Raw genomic sequence first — 15,763 nt, 5'->3', positions numbered from 1 at the left:
CTGTCATAATTAATCTTTGTAATAAGCCTGTCATAAATAAAAGCGGTTTACCGTTTGAACCCTTATAGGATATTGCGCTGTGAAAGATGACTATATTTTAATCGTCGATGATGAATTACCCATCCGCGAAATGATCCATACCTCTTTGGATATGGCAGGCTTTCAATGTTTGCAGGCAGAAGATGCGAAACAGGCACATCAGATGATTGTCGATCAGCGCCCAGTTCTGGTATTACTCGACTGGATGTTACCCGGCGGGATCAGTGGGGTCGATCTGTGTCGCCGTCTCAAACGTGACGAAAATCTGGCTGAAATTCCAGTGATTATGCTCACTGCACGTGGCGAAGAAGACCATAAGGTACAAGGCCTAGATGCAGGTGCAGACGACTACATGACCAAACCGTTTTCCACACGTGAATTGGTTTCTCGTATTAAAGCCGTGTTGCGTCGTGCCAATGCACTCAGCGGTGAAAAAGTGATTGATGCCAACGGCTTGATTTTAGATCCAGTCAGTCAGCGTGTCAGTTTTGGCAGCAATATCTTAGACATGGGTCCAACCGAGTATCGTCTTTTGGCCTTTTTTATGACCCATCCTGAACGCGCCTATACCCGCGCACAGTTGCTCGATCAGGTCTGGGGTGGCAATGTTTATATTGAAGACCGAACTATTGATGTACATATCCGACGCCTGCGTAAGGTACTCGAACCTTTTGGTGTCGATCGTTTTGTACAGACCGTGCGTGGCACGGGATATCGCTTCTCGACCCGCGCAGATTTGGCAGCAGGCTAAGACTTGACTATGTACGAACCGTATCCTGTCCCCGAACTGGCACGTGAGCATAAACGTTTTCGTTACAGTAGCTTATGGGCATTTGCCAAACAGGATTTACGCCTACTGGCCTTTCTTCTGGTGATTGCCGCCTGTATTGGTCTGGGTTTGGGCTACTTTTGGGCCGGTATTTTTATTGCCTTTCTGATTTTTTTTGGCTTGCAGCTTCGGTCGTTGTACATTGTCAATGAATGGATCTCGAATCGTCCCTACGATACCCCGCCCAATTTAAACGGTATCTGGGGCGCGTTGTTATTCAATGTATATCGCGCACAGCGTCAAGAGCGGATTGTACAGGCCGAAATGGTCGGACTGATTGACCGTGCGCAATCGTCATTGATTGCACTCAATGAAGCCGTGGTGCTAATTGATGACCTGCACCAGATTGAATGGTGTAACCCAGCGGCAGAAGGTTTACTGGGCATCAAGATTCTCGATCGCGGTCACAATATTTTAAGTATTTTACGCCAGCCCAAATTTATTGAATATTTTAATCATATTGATCAGGCGCCCGACGGCATCAAAATCAAATCGTCGTTGTTTGACGATCAGTATGTACAGATCAAACTGACTCGTTTTGGCGAGCAAAGTCGTTTGCTGGTGGCCTACGATGTTACCCGAATTCACAATCTTGAGCAGATGCGTAAAGATTTTGTCGACAATATTTCGCATGAATTGCGTACGCCTCTGACCGTTTTGAGCGGCTATATCGAAACATTCACCGATCAGGAAGATTTAAATCCACGCTGGAAACGCGCTTTCGATCAAATGCAATCACAAACCAAACGCATGAATGCACTGGTGAATGATCTGCTGTTACTTTCGAATCTGGAAAATAATAAAACCATTGCCAAAAATCAGATCATTGAAATGCCAAGTCTGATGAATCAGCTTTTTGACGACGCCCAAGCCTACAATGTCGACTACGGACATACCCTAAATCTGGATATCGACAGCCATTGCGATCTGATTGGCTCCGATATGGAAATTGCCAGCGCCTTTAGTAATCTGATCACCAATGCCATCAAGTACACGCCCAAGGGCGGAATTATTACTATTGGTTGGCACGACGATGGCGAGCACGGCTACTTTACCGTACAAGACAACGGCATTGGTATAGATCCCAAACACTTGCCGCGTTTGACCGAACGTTTTTACCGTGTCGACAGCGCCCGCAGCCGTGCCACAGGCGGAACGGGTCTTGGGTTGGCCATCGTTAAACATGTGCTGATGCAGCACGGCGCTTATCTCGATGTCGTATCTAAAGAAAATGAAGGTTCGACGTTCAAGGCCATTTTCCCCAAAGAACGTTTGTACCAGATGATGTAAACACACCCTCTGCTCTGTATTGCTGGGCAGCACAACATGCTGATTCCATCTGTTAAAACCGCCACAATCTGCGTATAGTGGCGGTTATTGTTTTTATAATCATAACAAATCTTGATTAAGCCCCCTTCAAGATGGGCTATACGAGCAATCGACATGACACAGTACACCGGCCAGAGCCCAAAACAGTACTATCAGGCTCTGATTCAGCAGCAAGCCATTTTGGCTGATCCTTCGCAGCAGGCGGCAATTGAACAATTAAATGAGATCTGGGAGAAACTGGAACGCCCCAAAGCATTTTTTATACAGCGCCCTATTCGTGGGCTTTATATGTGGGGCAGCGTTGGCAGCGGTAAAACATGGCTGATGGATATTTTTTACCAGTCCTTAAGCTATAAAAAGAAAGTCCGCATCCATTTTCATCATTTTCTCAAAAATATTCATCAGCAGCTGGTGCATTACCGCGGCACGCGTGATCCACTTCAACACATTGCCAATGACCTGATTAAAAAATATAAACTGATCTGCTTCGATGAGTTTTTTGTCAGCAATGTCACTGATGCGATGATCTTGTCCAATCTGTTTAACTTACTGTTTGCCAAGCGCGTGATTTTAGTGGCAACGTCGAATATCGATCCAGATAATTTGTACAAGCATGGCTTACATCGAGAGCGTTTCTTACCGACCATCCGCCATATTCATACGCATTGCCACATTCTCAAGATTGGCAATGCCCTGGATTATCGCGTGGTAAAAGGCCACCATGTTCTGGATCAGTTTTTCTATTCGCCCCTCGATGCAACGGCCGATGCATGGTTAAGCAGTATTTATCGGCGTCTGACCCAGCACAATGCACATCCCACGCTGATTCAAATCAATCATCGCGATTTAGAGGCACTTGGCGTACATGAGCACGTGGCGTGGTTCAGCTTTGATCGGCTGTGCCGCGATGCACGTAGTCCGGCAGATTTTATCGAGCTGTGTCGTCGCTATGACCATGTGCTGATTAGCAATATCACCGAGTTAACGGACGCCATTTACGATGCAGTGCGACGCTTTATTTATCTGATTGATGAGTTGTATGAGCAAAAAGTAGTGCTGTATTTGACTGCTGAGCAGCCGATTGAACAGCTCTACACAGGTGAAAAGCTCAAATTCGAATTTCAGCGCACCTTTTCGCGCTTACAAGAAATGCAAAGTCGTGACTATCACGAGGCACGTATAGCCGTCACGCACAAATAGATTCATTAAAACCATAAGCTGCTGCGTAGAGGTCTTGCTTGCCACATCTCGATCTCGCGCAGTCGATGATTCACACAATAAAAACGGAGTTTAGCGTGGCTTTTATCGATTTTTCCATCGTTCAGATCAGTGTCATGCTCATGGCTGTTCTGTGTTCGTATATTATTTTTGGGATGATTGGCTTTGGAACGGCGCTGATTGCCAGCCCAGTTCTCCTCCAGTTTTTACCATTGGCCGAGATTATTCCCTTACTGGCACTTCTAGATTTATGTGCTGCCCTGTCGAATCTCATCAGAGATGGTAAAAAAGCCGATATGACCGAGCTTAAACGGCTGATTCCGCTGATGTGTGTGGGTAGTCTGATCGGATTTTTATTGCTGCTTAAAATTAAACCTGAAACGTCTTTATTGGCTTTTGCGGTATTTATTCTACTTTATGCGCTTTATGCATTAAGTGGAATTCAACCTGAGCGTCGCTTTGACTCCAAACATGTTGTTCCTTTTGGATTCGGCGGTGGGTTATTGGGTGCCATGTTTGGCAGTGGCGGATTTATGTATTCGATTTATTTAAATGGTCGCTTACAAGATCCACAAAAAATCCGTATCACACAAACCACACTCATTGGCTGTAGTACGCTGCTACGCGTCATCCTATTTGCACTTGCTGGGGTGTATTTTTCGTGGCACATCTTCGCACTGATGCTGCTTTTTATACCATCGATGCTGATTGGCAGCTACGTGGGAAAACACATCACGCTTAAACTCTCTAAAGTGCAATTTTTAAAAATTATTCATGTGGTGATTTTTTTCTCTGGGCTTTCAATTTTACTGAAATATGCTTTGACCCATTCATAATTTTTGACCGTGTACAGCCTGTCTACTCAGGCTGTACACGACACACATATTTATTAAAGGGTGTGGCCGAGTTTCTCACCCATGACCACCACCGAGTTGGCTTTAAACTGGCTTTCCCAAGCCATTTTGTCTTTTTCAAACAAAACAATCGCGGTAGAACCCAAGTAAAAACGACCCAGCTCATCGCCTTTTTCAAGCACCACATCATGATGGTTCAGCTCAAGGCGTCCAGTCGGTTTCACCTTGCCTGTGACCACGGTTTCAATTCCAGCCACAATCATCGCGCCCACCAGCACAACGGCCATACGGCCCAGCTCGGTATCAAACAGGCACACCATACGCTCGTTACGTGCAAACAGACCCGGAATATTTTCGGCTGTCACCTGATTCACCGAAAACAGCTCACCCGGAATATACAAGGTTTCGGTTAAACGGCCTGTTAGCGGCATATGCACACGATGATAATCGCGTGGCGATAGATACACCGTTGCAAATTGCCCGTGTTTAAATGGCTGCGCCAGTTGCGGATCGCCAATCAGTTTTTCAACCGAAAAAGACTGTCCTTTGGCCTGAAACACCTCACCGTCATCGATACTGCCGATTTGTGAAATGGCACCATCGGCAGGCGACACAATACTGTCTTGGGCATTGTCGACCACACGGACGCCATCTTTTAAGGCACGGGTAAAAAATTCGTTAAAAGATTTGTACTTTAGGGCATCGGCCTGTTGTGCAATCGATAAATCAATGCCGTATTTGCTTTTGAACGCCTGAATGACCGCGGTTTTGACCAGCAGATTTTCACTCTCGGCAAGCTTACCCACCACGCGACTTAACTGATGCTGTGGCACAAGCGATTGTGCTTTTATAAATAAATCTTTTTTTAATCGTGACGTTAAGCTCAAAATGGCTGTTCTCCGGTAATCACAGGACTATCGAGGCGATTGCCCCATTCACTCCATGCCCCGTCGTAAGCACGCACCGGCCAATCAAGCAAACGTGCCAAAATATACGCCAATCCCGAACGATGGTGGGACTGACAATACACAATAACAGGCTGGTCAAGACGAAAGCCGAGCTGTTGCAATCGGTGCTGAGTGCGTTCAAATGGATGCAATTTTAGATGATTTTCGCGGTTTAGGGCAGTACTCCATTCAAAATGAAGTGCGCCGGGCATATGTCCACCGCGTCGGGCAGCCAGTCTTAATCCGGTATATTCGTCATGTGTGCGGCAATCCCAAAGCTGTACCGATTGACTGTCAATCAAGGTGCGCAGCTCATCATACTGGATTTGATATTGGGCAGCATGTGAAGTATCGACTGGGTATAAATGACTGACGGGTTCAACCGTATCCACCTCGGACGTGGTGGGTAATCCGGCGCCAAGCCACGCATGAATCCCGCCATTAAGCAAACTGGTTTGGGTAAATCCGAGGCAGTGTAAGGTCCAGATCAGTCGTCCTGCCCATGCACCACCTTCGTCGTCGTAGACCACTACATGATGTGAGGGTGAAAGATTCAAATGGCGAATCAGGGCTTCAAGTTGAGCCTGATCGGGTAAGAGTCCCGTAGCGAGTTCTTCCTGACGAACCAGTTGTGCCGGACGAAGCGCGTAAGCATGTGCCAAATGCAATTGTTCATACACCGAGCTTCGGCTTAAATCGACAATACGCAACTGCGGATGATCCAGATACGCCAGTAGTTCGTCGGGCTCTATCAATAAACCCAAATTGATTTCAGGTACGGCCATTTCGTTTTAATCACATTCTCTAGGTTTGCCATGCCTCATCTTAGCATACGCTTTTTTCAGGTCTTTCTGTTTTTCATGCATCTTTAGCAGAAAAAGTGCAATCACTTTTACACCAGCGCCACATCTTCAATGTCAAATACCTGACGTAAATAGGCCAAGAACGTGTCGTTATCGGTCATGGTTTTGCCCGGACTGTCTGAAATTTTCGCCACAGACTGTCCATTGCACTCGACCAGCTTTAATACAATATTAAGTGGCGTTTGCCCCATATCATTGGTGAGGTTGGTGCCAATCCCAAAACTGACTTTAAAGCGGTCTTTAAAATACTGATGCAATTCCCATGCCTTTTGTAAGGTCAGGCCATCGCTGAAAGTTAGCATTTTGGTTTTGGTATCAATTTTTAATTGTCGATAATGTGCATAGGCCTTGTCGCCCCATTCGTACGGGTCGCCACTATCGTGACGCAACCCATCAAACAGCTTGGCAAAGTACAGATCGAAATCGCGCAAGAACGCATCCATCCCCACCACATCGGTCAGGGCAATACCCAAATCGCCACGATATTCTTGTACCCATGCCTCTAGGGCCGCTTTTTGAAAATTGCGCAATCTTACGTCAAGTGCCTGAAAGGCCTGCAAAAATTCATGTGCCATGGTACCAATTGGCGTAATATTTAATTCTTTGGCCAGCAATACATTGCTGGTACCCCGAAACACATGCGGTGAGCTACGATGAAACGACTCGACCACGTGCTTTTGCCATTCTAGACTGTAGCGACGACGGGTACCAAAATCGGACACTAGAAATGGCGGTTCGTCGTTTGCGTGCTGCGCTTCATACTGCTTGAGTAATTCAAGTTTGGCTTGCAGGCGTCGTTCACCCTCTTCAAGCACAGCCTCAGTGCGAATACGCCGGAAATACAATTCATTGACAATCGCCAGTACAAAAATCTCAAACATCATGGCCTGAATCATCGGGCCTTCAACACTAATGTCCAAACGGCCTTTGGCATCGATACTGGCACGAATAAAACGGCGTTTGAGCTGAAACAGCTCTAAATAATCGACAAAGTCGCTTTTAATAAATCGAAAGGAACGCAAATATTGCAGTTCATCATCTTTGAACTTGAGCGCACATAAGTGATCGAGTTGTTCATTTAGATCATCCAGAATATCCGTCAGTGGATAAACCGTTTGATCCAGATTACGGCAGCGAAACTGGTACACACTGTGCGTCTGGGGGAATTGATGTAGCACCACCTGCAACATGGTAAATTTATAAAGATCGGTATCGAGTAATGAATGAATGATTGGAGACATAGACAACAAACATGCAGGTTAGCTTTATGCATTAAACCACATTTTTTTGGCAAGAATCACCTTGATTTGTATAAGACCTTTGTCCTGTCAGCACTGTGGCAATGTGCTGACTTTTGCTGTATTTCTGATAGTATTTTGCACATTTCGTTTTTGAGATTTGTCATGCGCGCACTACTACAACGCGTCCTTGAAGCCCACGTGGTGGTCGATGGACATACCACAGGAGCGATCCAGCATGGACTTCTGGTTTTTTTAGGTCTAGGTAAAGACGATGACCTCGACAAAGGTAAAAAACTGATCGATAAGATTTTAAAGTACCGGATTTTCGATGATGAAAACGGCAAAATGGGCTGGAATATCGATCAGGCGCAGGGAGGCTTACTGCTGGTGTCACAGTTTACCTTAATGGCTCAGACCCAAAAAGGCTTGCGTCCCGATTTTGGGCCAGCGATGCCACCGCAAGACGCCAAAGTACTCTATGAACAATTGGTGGAGTATGCCAAATCGCAATTTGCTCGGGTTGAAACCGGAATATTTGCAGCCGATATGAAAGTGCATCTGATCAACGATGGCCCAGTGACGTTTCAGCTCGAGATTTAAAACTAACCTTAAAAAAAACAGGCGCCCGATACCGAGCGCCTGCTGTACACATCTATTCTGACTTAGAACGATTTGCCGGTTTTTTCTTTTAAAAACTGGCGAGCTTGCTTGATCTTGAGCTTCACTGGCTTTGGTAGCTTTGGTGGAATCAGTTTTGCTGCCTGATTAAACCAGACCAACAGACTAAAATCGCCTTCCATTTTGATCGTGCCATTTTGCATCCCCGTCATAAACGCGGTTGGATCACCTTTGATCAAGGTTTTAACGCCCTGCTCACTGTCGGCAAATTGCAAAATAAAATCTGCTTTTTCTGCACTGCCCGCGGCTGTCTCGATTTGACCGTGATTGACGATGATTTGGCGCGCAAAACCCAAATCGGTGCCAATCTGAATACGAAAGGCACGGTCATGTGTGAGTTCAATAAATTTCGGGCAGGTACGTGCCAACTGCTTCATACGTAAAGCCAAACCCATGACCAGTAAGTCAAGCGGATCGGTACTTAAGTCGACCAGAGGTAACTTCACGACAGGTAGAGAAGAAAGTTTCATGACATTTAAGCCTATTTGTATTCTTATCAAAAAATGAACTGGGTCATCCTAGCACAAATGTATCGGCAGCTATACTGTGTTTCGTTCATAAAAGATGATAAAAAAAGTAAAAAAAGGCACAGCCGGACTGCACCTGATTTATGACTGGATCACACCGTTTAGCGGCTCGAATATTGCTGCTGATCGTCCTCATAGACAGGGGTGTGTTCGATATACTGACGATTTGCCAAGGCTTTTTGTGCGCGCTTGTCTTCTCGCAGTAGAATGATGGTGACCGTGACCATCGACAGGCTTAATGCCGCAAGATAACTGTAGGTGACCGGCAGTTCAAATACGGTCTGTACCCCAAAACGTACAACCTCGATCAAGCCCCAAAAAAACATACCTGCAAACATGAAACCGAGCCAATGACGGTACGGCGAAAAGAATACAACAGCTAGTGCAAGCACGATCATCCCGACACCAAGCAGTGTGGCGAAGCTGGCTGTTACCATACTAAACCTCCGTCTAAGATTAAGTTTCTGCATCCCGAGCAGAACATCAAGTTAAGTCCCTTCACGCATTCAACATCGTGCATTCAACAACGCATCTGTTTTTGTCTGTAGCTGCATTATGGAGGGTTTTTTTTAGAAAAAAAGAGTCAAAATGGCTTGTGACGACACACCCTGTCGCAACATTATTTTGTCATTACACATTTTCAACCATCAAAAAAAGCGCCGTTCTAGAGCTGATCGTTGTTGGCGTGTCATTACAACGCCATATCCTCAAAAAGCAGTGTTTTTTAATTTTTTTTTGCGCGATACGTTTCAAAATTTATCAATCGACGTGTTGGGCTAAGGGGCTGGATTGGATGGGAATTTCATATAAAAAACGCCGCTCATCGAGCAGCGTTCAAAGCTTGAGAATCGAGCCTTTTAGGCACGTGTCAGATCCTTGTCATGTACCCCAAGTAAATACAGTACACCGTCCAAACCTACACTCGAAATGGCCTGATTGGCATTTTGACGCACCAATGGCTTGGCACGAAATGCCACACCCAATCCGGCAATCGACAGCATTGGCAGATCATTCGCGCCATCACCAACTGCAATAGCCTGTTCAAGTGAAATGCCCATTCGCTGTGCTAGATCACGCAACAGTTCGGCTTTACGGGCGCCATCAACAATGGCACCTTTTACCTCACCAGTCACCACACCTGCCTCAACATCTAAAATATTGGCATGTACTTCGTCTATGCCGAGTTTATCTTGTAGATATTCGGCAAAATATTGAAAACCACCCGATAAAATCGCGGTGCGGTAGCCCAATGCTTTTAAAGTCGAAATCAGGCGCTCTGCCCCTTCGGTAATGGTCAGGCGTTCAGCAATACGCGGCAGTACCGAGGCATCCAAACCTTTAAGCAAGGCCACACGTGCACGGAAGCTTTGCTGGAAATCCAGCTCGCCCTGCATGGCACGCTCGGTAATTTCAGCCACCTGCTCGCCAACCCCTGCTTCACATGCCAGTTCGTCAATCACTTCTTGCTCAATCAGGGTCGAATCCATATCGAAACAGACCAAACGACGATTACGGCGATAGGCGTTGTCTTCTTGAACTGCCACATCGATATTGAGTTCACCAGAAAGACTTAAACATGCCGCGCGCATGGCCTGAGCATCGAGCATTTGCCCACTTAAACCAAACTGTACACAGGCACGTTGCGGTGCATCTTGCTGCGAACCCAGTGCTGGGCGGCCTGATAAACGGGTCACTGTTTCAATATTGAAGCCCTGATCGGAGACAATTTTGGTAACAGCTTGTAAATGTGAAGCGGTCAATTCTGGCGCCAATGCAGTCACGATATAGCGTGTACGGCCACCTTCGCTGACCCACTGATCGTATTCTGCACTTGAGATGGGTTTAAAGCGCACAGTCAGTCCAATATCATGTGCTAGAATCAAAATTTCCTTCATCGCTAGTGCTGTAGCGGTTTCGTCATCGGATGCAACCACGATGCCCAAGGTGAGCTGATTATGAATAACGGCCTGGCCGACATCTAGAATATGTAAGGAATGAACGGACAATACCTGCATTAATCGGGTGAACTGATTAGGTTGGTCGGGTCCCAAAAAAGAGATAAGAATGATTTCTCGCATGAATTGACTCGGGTTTGAGCTACAACTATTGTAAGAATCATAATCGAAATTGAATCTATTTGCCTTGGAAGTTTACGTTGAATGCACCTCGACAAGGGCTATTTGCTAGCCTATTAATCGTAAGTTTTGCTTTGCATACCTTTTTAATGGTGATTGCAACCACCCATCAACTCAATGAGAACCGTGCGAGTCAGGGGCAACTGATGACCAGTCAACTGGTCACCGACAGTCTGACCGAGCTGGAACCGGCCAATACGGTATCCTTGGCATTGATTGCCAACCGTTATGCCACCAACCCAAGCGTGGCCTCAATCCGTATTCTGGATGCCAACAAGCAGGTACTGGCCACCAGTGGTATGGAAAAAACTCGCCAAGGCGAAGTGTTTGTACGGGATGCACTGCAAAACGAAAAGAAAGTCGGCACCATTGAAATCACACTGATTAAACCCAGCATTGGTGAAATCTTAAGAACCCAGTGGTTGACCATTTTGGCCATGTTTGTGATTCACTTGCTCCTCTGGCTGGCATATCGCGCCATTGCTCGACCAAGCCGCAGTGAATATTTGGCACGCATCAACAGTGAAACTCGCTTAAAGCATGAAATCCAGCAATTGATTCAGGCGCTTGAAACAGAAAAGCAAAATACCATCACCTTGGTGGCACAGGCCAAACAGCAGGCGCAGCAAAAAGCCATTCAGATTCCAGACGTGGTATTGCCTGAGCACACGCAAGGCGATCAGGCGGTGGCACTGAATATTCAGTTTTACGATCCGAAACAATTACTCAATAGCGTCAACCAGTCTGTTTCGGTGCCCTACTTCAAGCTCTGCCAGATCTTTTTACAAAAAAGCATTGAGCTGAGCTGCAAGCATTACCATGTGAATCCAAACGAGATTCAGGTGGTCAATGAATTTCAGCAACAGGGCGCCAACTTGATCATGAGTAAGCCAACTACACAAGGTACACTGTGTTTACTCATGACAGGCGCAGTGTTCCAGTTGCTTTCTGACGTACTGTACAAGCGTTATCGTGAAGACAAACGTTTTGCCCTGCAAACCCGTTTTGCCGTCTCGACTGCCGTTGAGGCCATGCAACTTAATCCACTCGAGGCAGCGCAGCGCCTGACTGGCTATTTGCATGCCAAAGAATCTGCATTGCACCTCAATCACCATCAGCTTAAAGTAGTGGGTGAGGCATTCCAGTTGGTTGCCATGCCGAATCCAAGTAATGTGATGACCCGTCATGCCTTTATGATGAACGGTATGAACAATGACTGCGCCGAGACTGCACAGCGTATTCGCACCGAGATTCTGATGGGAAAAAAGGCACGCGCATCGATTGATGCCTCTTTAGACCATACCTCAAAAATCTAAGTCCGCTTTCACATCACCAAAACCCGCGCTGGCGGGTTTTTTTTGTTTTTTATGCGCTGAATTATCAGAAAATGCGAAAAGTTCATTCTTTTTATGACTAAAACGTTGATTATTTCGTGGACAGAATGCTTTAATTTCGATCCATTTAGGCTTTTCAAGTGACTTCGGTTCTGTGTATAAAGAGATGCCAGAAAGTAAATGCATGCAGCATAGGCAAATTCGGTGAAAACACGCTAAACTATGCTGCAAATTGTGAAAGATAATCGTCTTCGGACACAGTGAGAAGGGAAAGGCTTATGCCACTAAGTGATGTGGAAGCGCTTGTCGAAGATATCCGTGCAGGCAAAATGGTCATTCTAATTGATGATGAAGACCGTGAAAATGAAGGTGATCTAGTCATTGCTGCGACGCATGTACGTCCGCAAGACATCAACTTTATGATCACGCACGCGCGTGGACTGGTCTGCCTGACCCTAAGCCGCGAACGCTGCCAGCAGTTAAACCTGCCGCTCATGGTCGACCAGAACGGCGCACAGCACAGCACGAACTTTACCTTATCGATCGAAGCCGCAGAAGGCATCACCACCGGTATTTCGGCAGCAGAACGTGCCCACACCATTCGCACTGCCGTGGCTGCGCATGCCAAACCAAGCGATATTGTACAACCGGGCCATATCTTTCCTTTAATGGCACAACCAGGCGGTGTTCTTCACCGTGCTGGTCATACTGAAGCAGGCTGTGATCTGGCTCGTCTAGCCGGGCTTGAACCTGCATCGGTGATTTGCGAAATCATCAACGAAGACGGCACCATGGCACGTCGCCCCGATTTAGAAGTCTTTGCAGAAAAGCATGGTTTAAAGATTGGAACCATTGCCGATCTCATTCATTACCGTATGACCAATGAACAGACGGTCGAGCGCTTGAGCCAGCAAACTATCGAAACCGAATACGGTCACTTTGAGCTCTTCCGCTACCGTGAAGTTGGAAATCCGGATATCCATCTGGCACTGGTCAAAGGTGAGCCGCGTGAAGGCGTCACCACCGTGCGTGTTCATGGCTTTAACCCGACCCGCGACTTGCTCAAACTCAATAAGCAAGGCGGTGAGCCGGCGTGGAATCTGGATCGTGCTTTAAGCACCATTGCTGCCGCAGAGCGTGGCGTATTGGTCTGGATTGGACAGGATCATTTACAAGATTTGGGCCCTGCCCTTGAAAGCTTGACCAAACCGAAACCGTTAAAATCAAATGCTGCGCTGTCACAGCAATATCAAACGATTGGAGTCGGTGCACAAATTTTACGTGATTTGGGCGTGGAAAAAATGAATCTGCTCAGTTCACCTTTACGTTTTAACGCGCTGTCTGGCTTTAACTTGGAAGTGGTGAAATACATCACCGCAGATCAAACTCTAGAAAACTAATCGAGGTTGTTATGGCAATTCGCCGTATTGAAGGTTTATTACATCTCGCGAGCGAAGGCCGTTACGCGATTTTAGTGGGTCGTTTTAACAGTTTTGTCGTTGAGCATTTACTCGAAGGTGCAATTGACACCTTGAAACGTCATGGCGTTAGCGAGGATAATATCACTGTTGCTTACGCACCAGGTGCTTGGGAATTGCCAATCGTTGCTAAAAAATTGGCTGATTCTAACAAATTTGATGCCATTATTGCTTTAGGCGCAGTCATTCGTGGAAGTACTCCACATTTCGACTTCGTTGCAGGCGAATGTGCCAAAGGCCTTGGTGTGGTTGCACTTGAAAGTAGTCTTCCGGTTATCAATGGTGTATTGACAACTGACAGTATCGAACAGGCAATTGAACGTTCGGGTACAAAAGCAGGTAATAAAGGTTCTGAAGCAGCCTTAACTGCAATTGAAATGGTTAATCTGTTAAAGGCAATCTAAAGCATGTCGCAAACACTCCAAGCCGCTTATGCAGCGAAACGTAAAGCACGTCGTTTTGCTGTACAAGGCATTTATGAATGGCAAATGAGCCACAACCCTGTGCATGAAATTGAAGCACGTACCCGTGTCGAAAATGCGATGCACAAGGTCGATCTCAGCTACTATCATGAATTGCTCACGCAAGTGGTTGCACAACATGAAACATTGGATACGTTACTTGTTCCGGTACTAGACCGCGAACTCAGTGCCCTGGATGGCGTCGAATTGGCAACCTTACGTTTAGGTGCATATGAACTTCGAGACCATCTCGAGATCCCGTATCGTGTTGTTCTGGACGAAGCGATTGAGCTGGCCAAACATTTTGGTGGTGCCGATAGCCACAAATACATCAATGGTGTTCTTGATCGTTTGGCTTCTCGACTTCGTGAAGCTGAAAAACAACAAGCCAACTAAGGCGTGTTGCGTGCATGGCTGAGTTTTCTGTAATTGACCAATATTTTTCCCGTTCGGCCTTACATGGCGATGAACTCGGTGTTGGTGACGACTCAGCCCTGCTTACGCCGCCACATGGCCAGCAACTGGTCATCTGTACAGATACCCTGATTGCGGGTCGGCATTTTCCACTTAGCACCTCTGCCCATGCCATTGGCTGGAAAAGTGTTGCAGTTAATTTGTCTGATATTGCTGCAATGGGAGCTAAACCACACAGTATTTTGCTGGCACTTAGCCTTCCTAAAGTCGATCACGACTGGTTAAGTGAGTTTAGTCGTGGCCTATATCAATGCTGTGATCAATTTGGGGTACACCTGATTGGTGGCGATACCACACAGAGCCCGCACCTCACTATTACGGTGACGGCGCTTGGTTATGTCGATCAGCAGCAAGCCGTATGCCGATCTGGCGCACAGGTGGGTGACTATGTGGTGGTCAGTGGTCAAGTGGGTGACGCTGCCTATGGTCTGGCACATTTAGGCTCTGCCTTGCAGCAGCGACTGGATTATCCAACACCACGCTGCGAACTCGGACAACGCCTGAAAGGGCTTGCATCAAGCATGATTGATGTGTCCGACGGTTTGGCCCAAGATCTGGGGCATATTTTAAAAGCATCTCATGTTGGGGCGCAGCTCGATCTTGAGCAGCTACCGCTCGACCCTGCACTCGAAGCGCTTGAAAATACAGCCAAGTGGCAGTTTGCACTTGCAGGGGGCGACGACTATGAGCTGTGTTTTACCATCTCACCTGAACATTTTGAACAACTTCAACAGTATTCTCTCGATACCAAAATCACAAAAATTGGTCAGATTACCGCACAACAACAATTGACCTATCATTATCAAGGACAGGACTACCCGCTTCAACTGCATGGATACCAACACTTTGCCTAAACCTTCAATCGACTTCAAACGCATGTCTTGGTTCAATCGCTGCATCGTATTTTGTGGTGTTGGCTTTGGTTCAGGCTTGGCGCCCAAAGCACCCGGCACTTTTGGCTCGGCCTTTGCCTTACTGTTCATTCCGTTTTGGGTCTGGATCGGTTTTTATCCAAGTGTGGCTCTGATTGCACTGATGAGTGTAATCGGGATTTTTTTCTGTGGGAAAACCGCAGAACTGATGGGTGTACACGATGATGGCCGGATTGTCTGGGACGAATTTGCAGGACAATCGATTACCGTATTGCCTTTAATCTATTTTAATGTAATGGATGTAAAATGGGCCCTCATCAGTTTTGCCCTCTTCCGGCTGTTCGATGTGTGGAAGCCGTGGCCCATTCGAGTGATTGATCGACAGGTGCACGGCGGATTTGGCATTATGCTTGATGATCTGATTGCAGGGCTCTGGGCTGCACTGTGTATTTTGATATATTTATCACTGGTCTAAACCGTTAAG

Annotated in this window: 18 protein-coding genes; 11 read left to right on the top strand and 7 right to left on the bottom strand. The window is 46.6% G+C overall.

Features of this window, described 5'->3' with window-relative positions; genetic code table 11:
• Positions 1–79: 79 nt before the first annotated feature.
• The 4 genes from phoB to ADA42_RS11145 all read left to right on the top strand — a co-directional run bounded on the left by phoB (position 80) and on the right by ADA42_RS11145 (position 4,251).
• Entirely contained in the window at positions 80–790 is a 711-nt protein-coding gene (phoB, locus tag ADA42_RS11160) for a phosphate regulon transcriptional regulator PhoB (protein ID WP_004933773.1), read from the top strand.
• Between the two features lie 9 nt (positions 791–799).
• A complete protein-coding gene (gene phoR / locus ADA42_RS11155; protein WP_004933769.1) occupies positions 800–2,158 on the top strand; it encodes a phosphate regulon sensor histidine kinase PhoR in 1,359 nt (452 codons plus the stop codon).
• 153 nt (positions 2,159–2,311) lie between these two features.
• Positions 2,312–3,397, top strand: a complete 1,086-nt coding sequence (gene zapE, locus ADA42_RS11150) for a cell division protein ZapE (protein WP_048765253.1) — start codon at positions 2,312–2,314, stop codon at positions 3,395–3,397.
• 95 nt (positions 3,398–3,492) lie between these two features.
• Positions 3,493–4,251, top strand: coding sequence for a sulfite exporter TauE/SafE family protein (locus tag ADA42_RS11145; protein ID WP_048765251.1), 759 nt, complete (start codon positions 3,493–3,495; stop codon positions 4,249–4,251).
• Between the two features lie 53 nt (positions 4,252–4,304).
• Here the strand turns inward: ADA42_RS11145 and asd are convergent, their stop codons facing one another.
• The 3 genes from asd to pncB form a co-directional block, all read right to left on the bottom strand.
• A complete protein-coding gene (asd, locus tag ADA42_RS11140) occupies positions 4,305–5,156 on the bottom strand; it encodes an archaetidylserine decarboxylase (protein ID WP_004944709.1) in 852 nt (283 codons plus the stop codon).
• Positions 5,153–6,001, bottom strand: coding sequence for a sulfurtransferase (locus ADA42_RS11135; RefSeq protein WP_048765248.1), 849 nt, complete (start codon positions 5,999–6,001; stop codon positions 5,153–5,155). The genes asd and ADA42_RS11135 overlap by 4 nt, the downstream gene beginning before the upstream one ends.
• 107 nt (positions 6,002–6,108) lie before the next feature.
• Entirely contained in the window at positions 6,109–7,320 is a 1,212-nt protein-coding gene (pncB, locus tag ADA42_RS11130) for a nicotinate phosphoribosyltransferase (protein WP_004933750.1), read from the bottom strand.
• A 162-nt stretch (positions 7,321–7,482) separates the two neighbouring features.
• Between pncB and dtd the strand changes: the two genes are divergently transcribed.
• Positions 7,483–7,920, top strand: a complete 438-nt coding sequence (dtd, locus tag ADA42_RS11125) for a D-aminoacyl-tRNA deacylase (RefSeq protein ID WP_048765245.1) — start codon at positions 7,483–7,485, stop codon at positions 7,918–7,920.
• Between the two features lie 62 nt (positions 7,921–7,982).
• On the opposite strand, the gene ADA42_RS11120 is transcribed toward dtd, so the two are convergent.
• The 3 genes from ADA42_RS11120 to serB all read right to left on the bottom strand — a co-directional run bounded on the left by ADA42_RS11120 (position 7,983) and on the right by serB (position 10,603).
• On the bottom strand, positions 7,983–8,468 hold the full coding sequence (locus ADA42_RS11120) for a hypothetical protein (protein ID WP_004933745.1): 486 nt from the start codon (positions 8,466–8,468) through the stop codon (positions 7,983–7,985).
• A gap of 158 nt (positions 8,469–8,626) precedes the next feature.
• Positions 8,627–8,962, bottom strand: a complete 336-nt coding sequence (gene aciT, locus ADA42_RS11115; RefSeq protein ID WP_004933743.1) for a ciprofloxacin tolerance protein AciT — start codon at positions 8,960–8,962, stop codon at positions 8,627–8,629.
• Between the two features lie 420 nt (positions 8,963–9,382).
• Positions 9,383–10,603, bottom strand: coding sequence for a phosphoserine phosphatase SerB (serB, locus tag ADA42_RS11105; RefSeq protein WP_004933741.1), 1,221 nt, complete (start codon positions 10,601–10,603; stop codon positions 9,383–9,385).
• Positions 10,604–10,662: 59 nt separating this feature from the next.
• Between serB and ADA42_RS11100 the strand changes: the two genes are divergently transcribed.
• Positions 10,663–11,976, top strand: coding sequence for a hypothetical protein (locus tag ADA42_RS11100; RefSeq protein WP_171063718.1), 1,314 nt, complete (start codon positions 10,663–10,665; stop codon positions 11,974–11,976).
• On the opposite strand, the gene ADA42_RS11095 is transcribed toward ADA42_RS11100, so the two are convergent.
• Positions 11,965–12,180, bottom strand: a complete 216-nt coding sequence (locus ADA42_RS11095; RefSeq protein ID WP_048765242.1) for a hypothetical protein — start codon at positions 12,178–12,180, stop codon at positions 11,965–11,967. The two genes, ADA42_RS11100 and ADA42_RS11095, sit on opposite strands and share 12 nt — an antisense overlap.
• 92 nt (positions 12,181–12,272) lie before the next feature.
• Here ADA42_RS11095 and ribBA point away from each other — a divergent pair, with 92 nt between their 5' ends.
• Genes ribBA through ADA42_RS11070 form a run of 5 tightly spaced genes read left to right on the top strand, consistent with a single transcriptional unit; the run spans position 12,273 to position 15,754 of the window.
• Entirely contained in the window at positions 12,273–13,394 is a 1,122-nt protein-coding gene (ribBA, locus tag ADA42_RS11090; RefSeq protein WP_004944690.1) for a bifunctional 3,4-dihydroxy-2-butanone-4-phosphate synthase/GTP cyclohydrolase II, read from the top strand.
• 11 nt (positions 13,395–13,405) lie between these two features.
• Positions 13,406–13,876 (top strand): 6,7-dimethyl-8-ribityllumazine synthase, encoded by a 471-nt coding sequence (gene ribE, locus ADA42_RS11085; RefSeq protein ID WP_004933736.1) that lies wholly within the window; start codon positions 13,406–13,408, stop codon positions 13,874–13,876.
• A gap of 3 nt (positions 13,877–13,879) precedes the next feature.
• The gene (gene nusB / locus ADA42_RS11080) at positions 13,880–14,329 is read left to right on the top strand and encodes a transcription antitermination factor NusB (protein WP_004933735.1); all 450 of its coding nucleotides are present in this window, start codon (positions 13,880–13,882) and stop codon (positions 14,327–14,329) included.
• Between the two features lie 14 nt (positions 14,330–14,343).
• Positions 14,344–15,261, top strand: coding sequence for a thiamine-phosphate kinase (thiL, locus tag ADA42_RS11075; RefSeq protein WP_048765239.1), 918 nt, complete (start codon positions 14,344–14,346; stop codon positions 15,259–15,261).
• A complete protein-coding gene (locus tag ADA42_RS11070) occupies positions 15,239–15,754 on the top strand; it encodes a phosphatidylglycerophosphatase A (protein ID WP_004944685.1) in 516 nt (171 codons plus the stop codon). The genes thiL and ADA42_RS11070 overlap by 23 nt, the downstream gene beginning before the upstream one ends.
• Positions 15,755–15,763: the final 9 nt, after the last annotated feature.

This window comes from Acinetobacter sp. 243_ASPC (assembly GCF_001054715.1).
In the GTDB taxonomy this organism is placed as follows: Bacteria; Pseudomonadota; Gammaproteobacteria; order Pseudomonadales; family Moraxellaceae; genus Acinetobacter; species Acinetobacter soli.
The sequence above is the reverse complement of the archived record's forward strand: the minus strand, read 5'-3'. Positions and strand labels throughout refer to the sequence as shown.

Excerpts from the sequence above, each read along its gene's own strand:
- phoR (WP_004933769.1), top strand. The coding sequence starts at position 800 with ATGTACGAACCGTATCCTGTCCCCGAACTGGCACGTGAGCATAAACGT.
- zapE (WP_048765253.1), top strand. The coding sequence starts at position 2,312 with ATGACACAGTACACCGGCCAGAGCCCAAAACAGTACTATCAGGCTCTG.
- ADA42_RS11135 (WP_048765248.1), bottom strand. The coding sequence starts at position 6,001 with ATGGCCGTACCTGAAATCAATTTGGGTTTATTGATAGAGCCCGACGAA.
- pncB (WP_004933750.1), bottom strand. The coding sequence starts at position 7,320 with ATGTCTCCAATCATTCATTCATTACTCGATACCGATCTTTATAAATTT.
- dtd (WP_048765245.1), top strand. The coding sequence starts at position 7,483 with ATGCGCGCACTACTACAACGCGTCCTTGAAGCCCACGTGGTGGTCGAT.
- ADA42_RS11120 (WP_004933745.1), bottom strand. The coding sequence starts at position 8,468 with ATGAAACTTTCTTCTCTACCTGTCGTGAAGTTACCTCTGGTCGACTTA.
- aciT (WP_004933743.1), bottom strand. The coding sequence starts at position 8,962 with ATGGTAACAGCCAGCTTCGCCACACTGCTTGGTGTCGGGATGATCGTG.
- serB (WP_004933741.1), bottom strand. The coding sequence starts at position 10,603 with ATGCGAGAAATCATTCTTATCTCTTTTTTGGGACCCGACCAACCTAAT.
- ADA42_RS11095 (WP_048765242.1), bottom strand. The coding sequence starts at position 12,180 with ATGCATTTACTTTCTGGCATCTCTTTATACACAGAACCGAAGTCACTT.
- ribBA (WP_004944690.1), top strand. The coding sequence starts at position 12,273 with ATGCCACTAAGTGATGTGGAAGCGCTTGTCGAAGATATCCGTGCAGGC.
- ribE (WP_004933736.1), top strand. The coding sequence starts at position 13,406 with ATGGCAATTCGCCGTATTGAAGGTTTATTACATCTCGCGAGCGAAGGC.
- nusB (WP_004933735.1), top strand. The coding sequence starts at position 13,880 with ATGTCGCAAACACTCCAAGCCGCTTATGCAGCGAAACGTAAAGCACGT.
- thiL (WP_048765239.1), top strand. The coding sequence starts at position 14,344 with ATGGCTGAGTTTTCTGTAATTGACCAATATTTTTCCCGTTCGGCCTTA.
- ADA42_RS11070 (WP_004944685.1), top strand. The coding sequence starts at position 15,239 with ATGGATACCAACACTTTGCCTAAACCTTCAATCGACTTCAAACGCATG.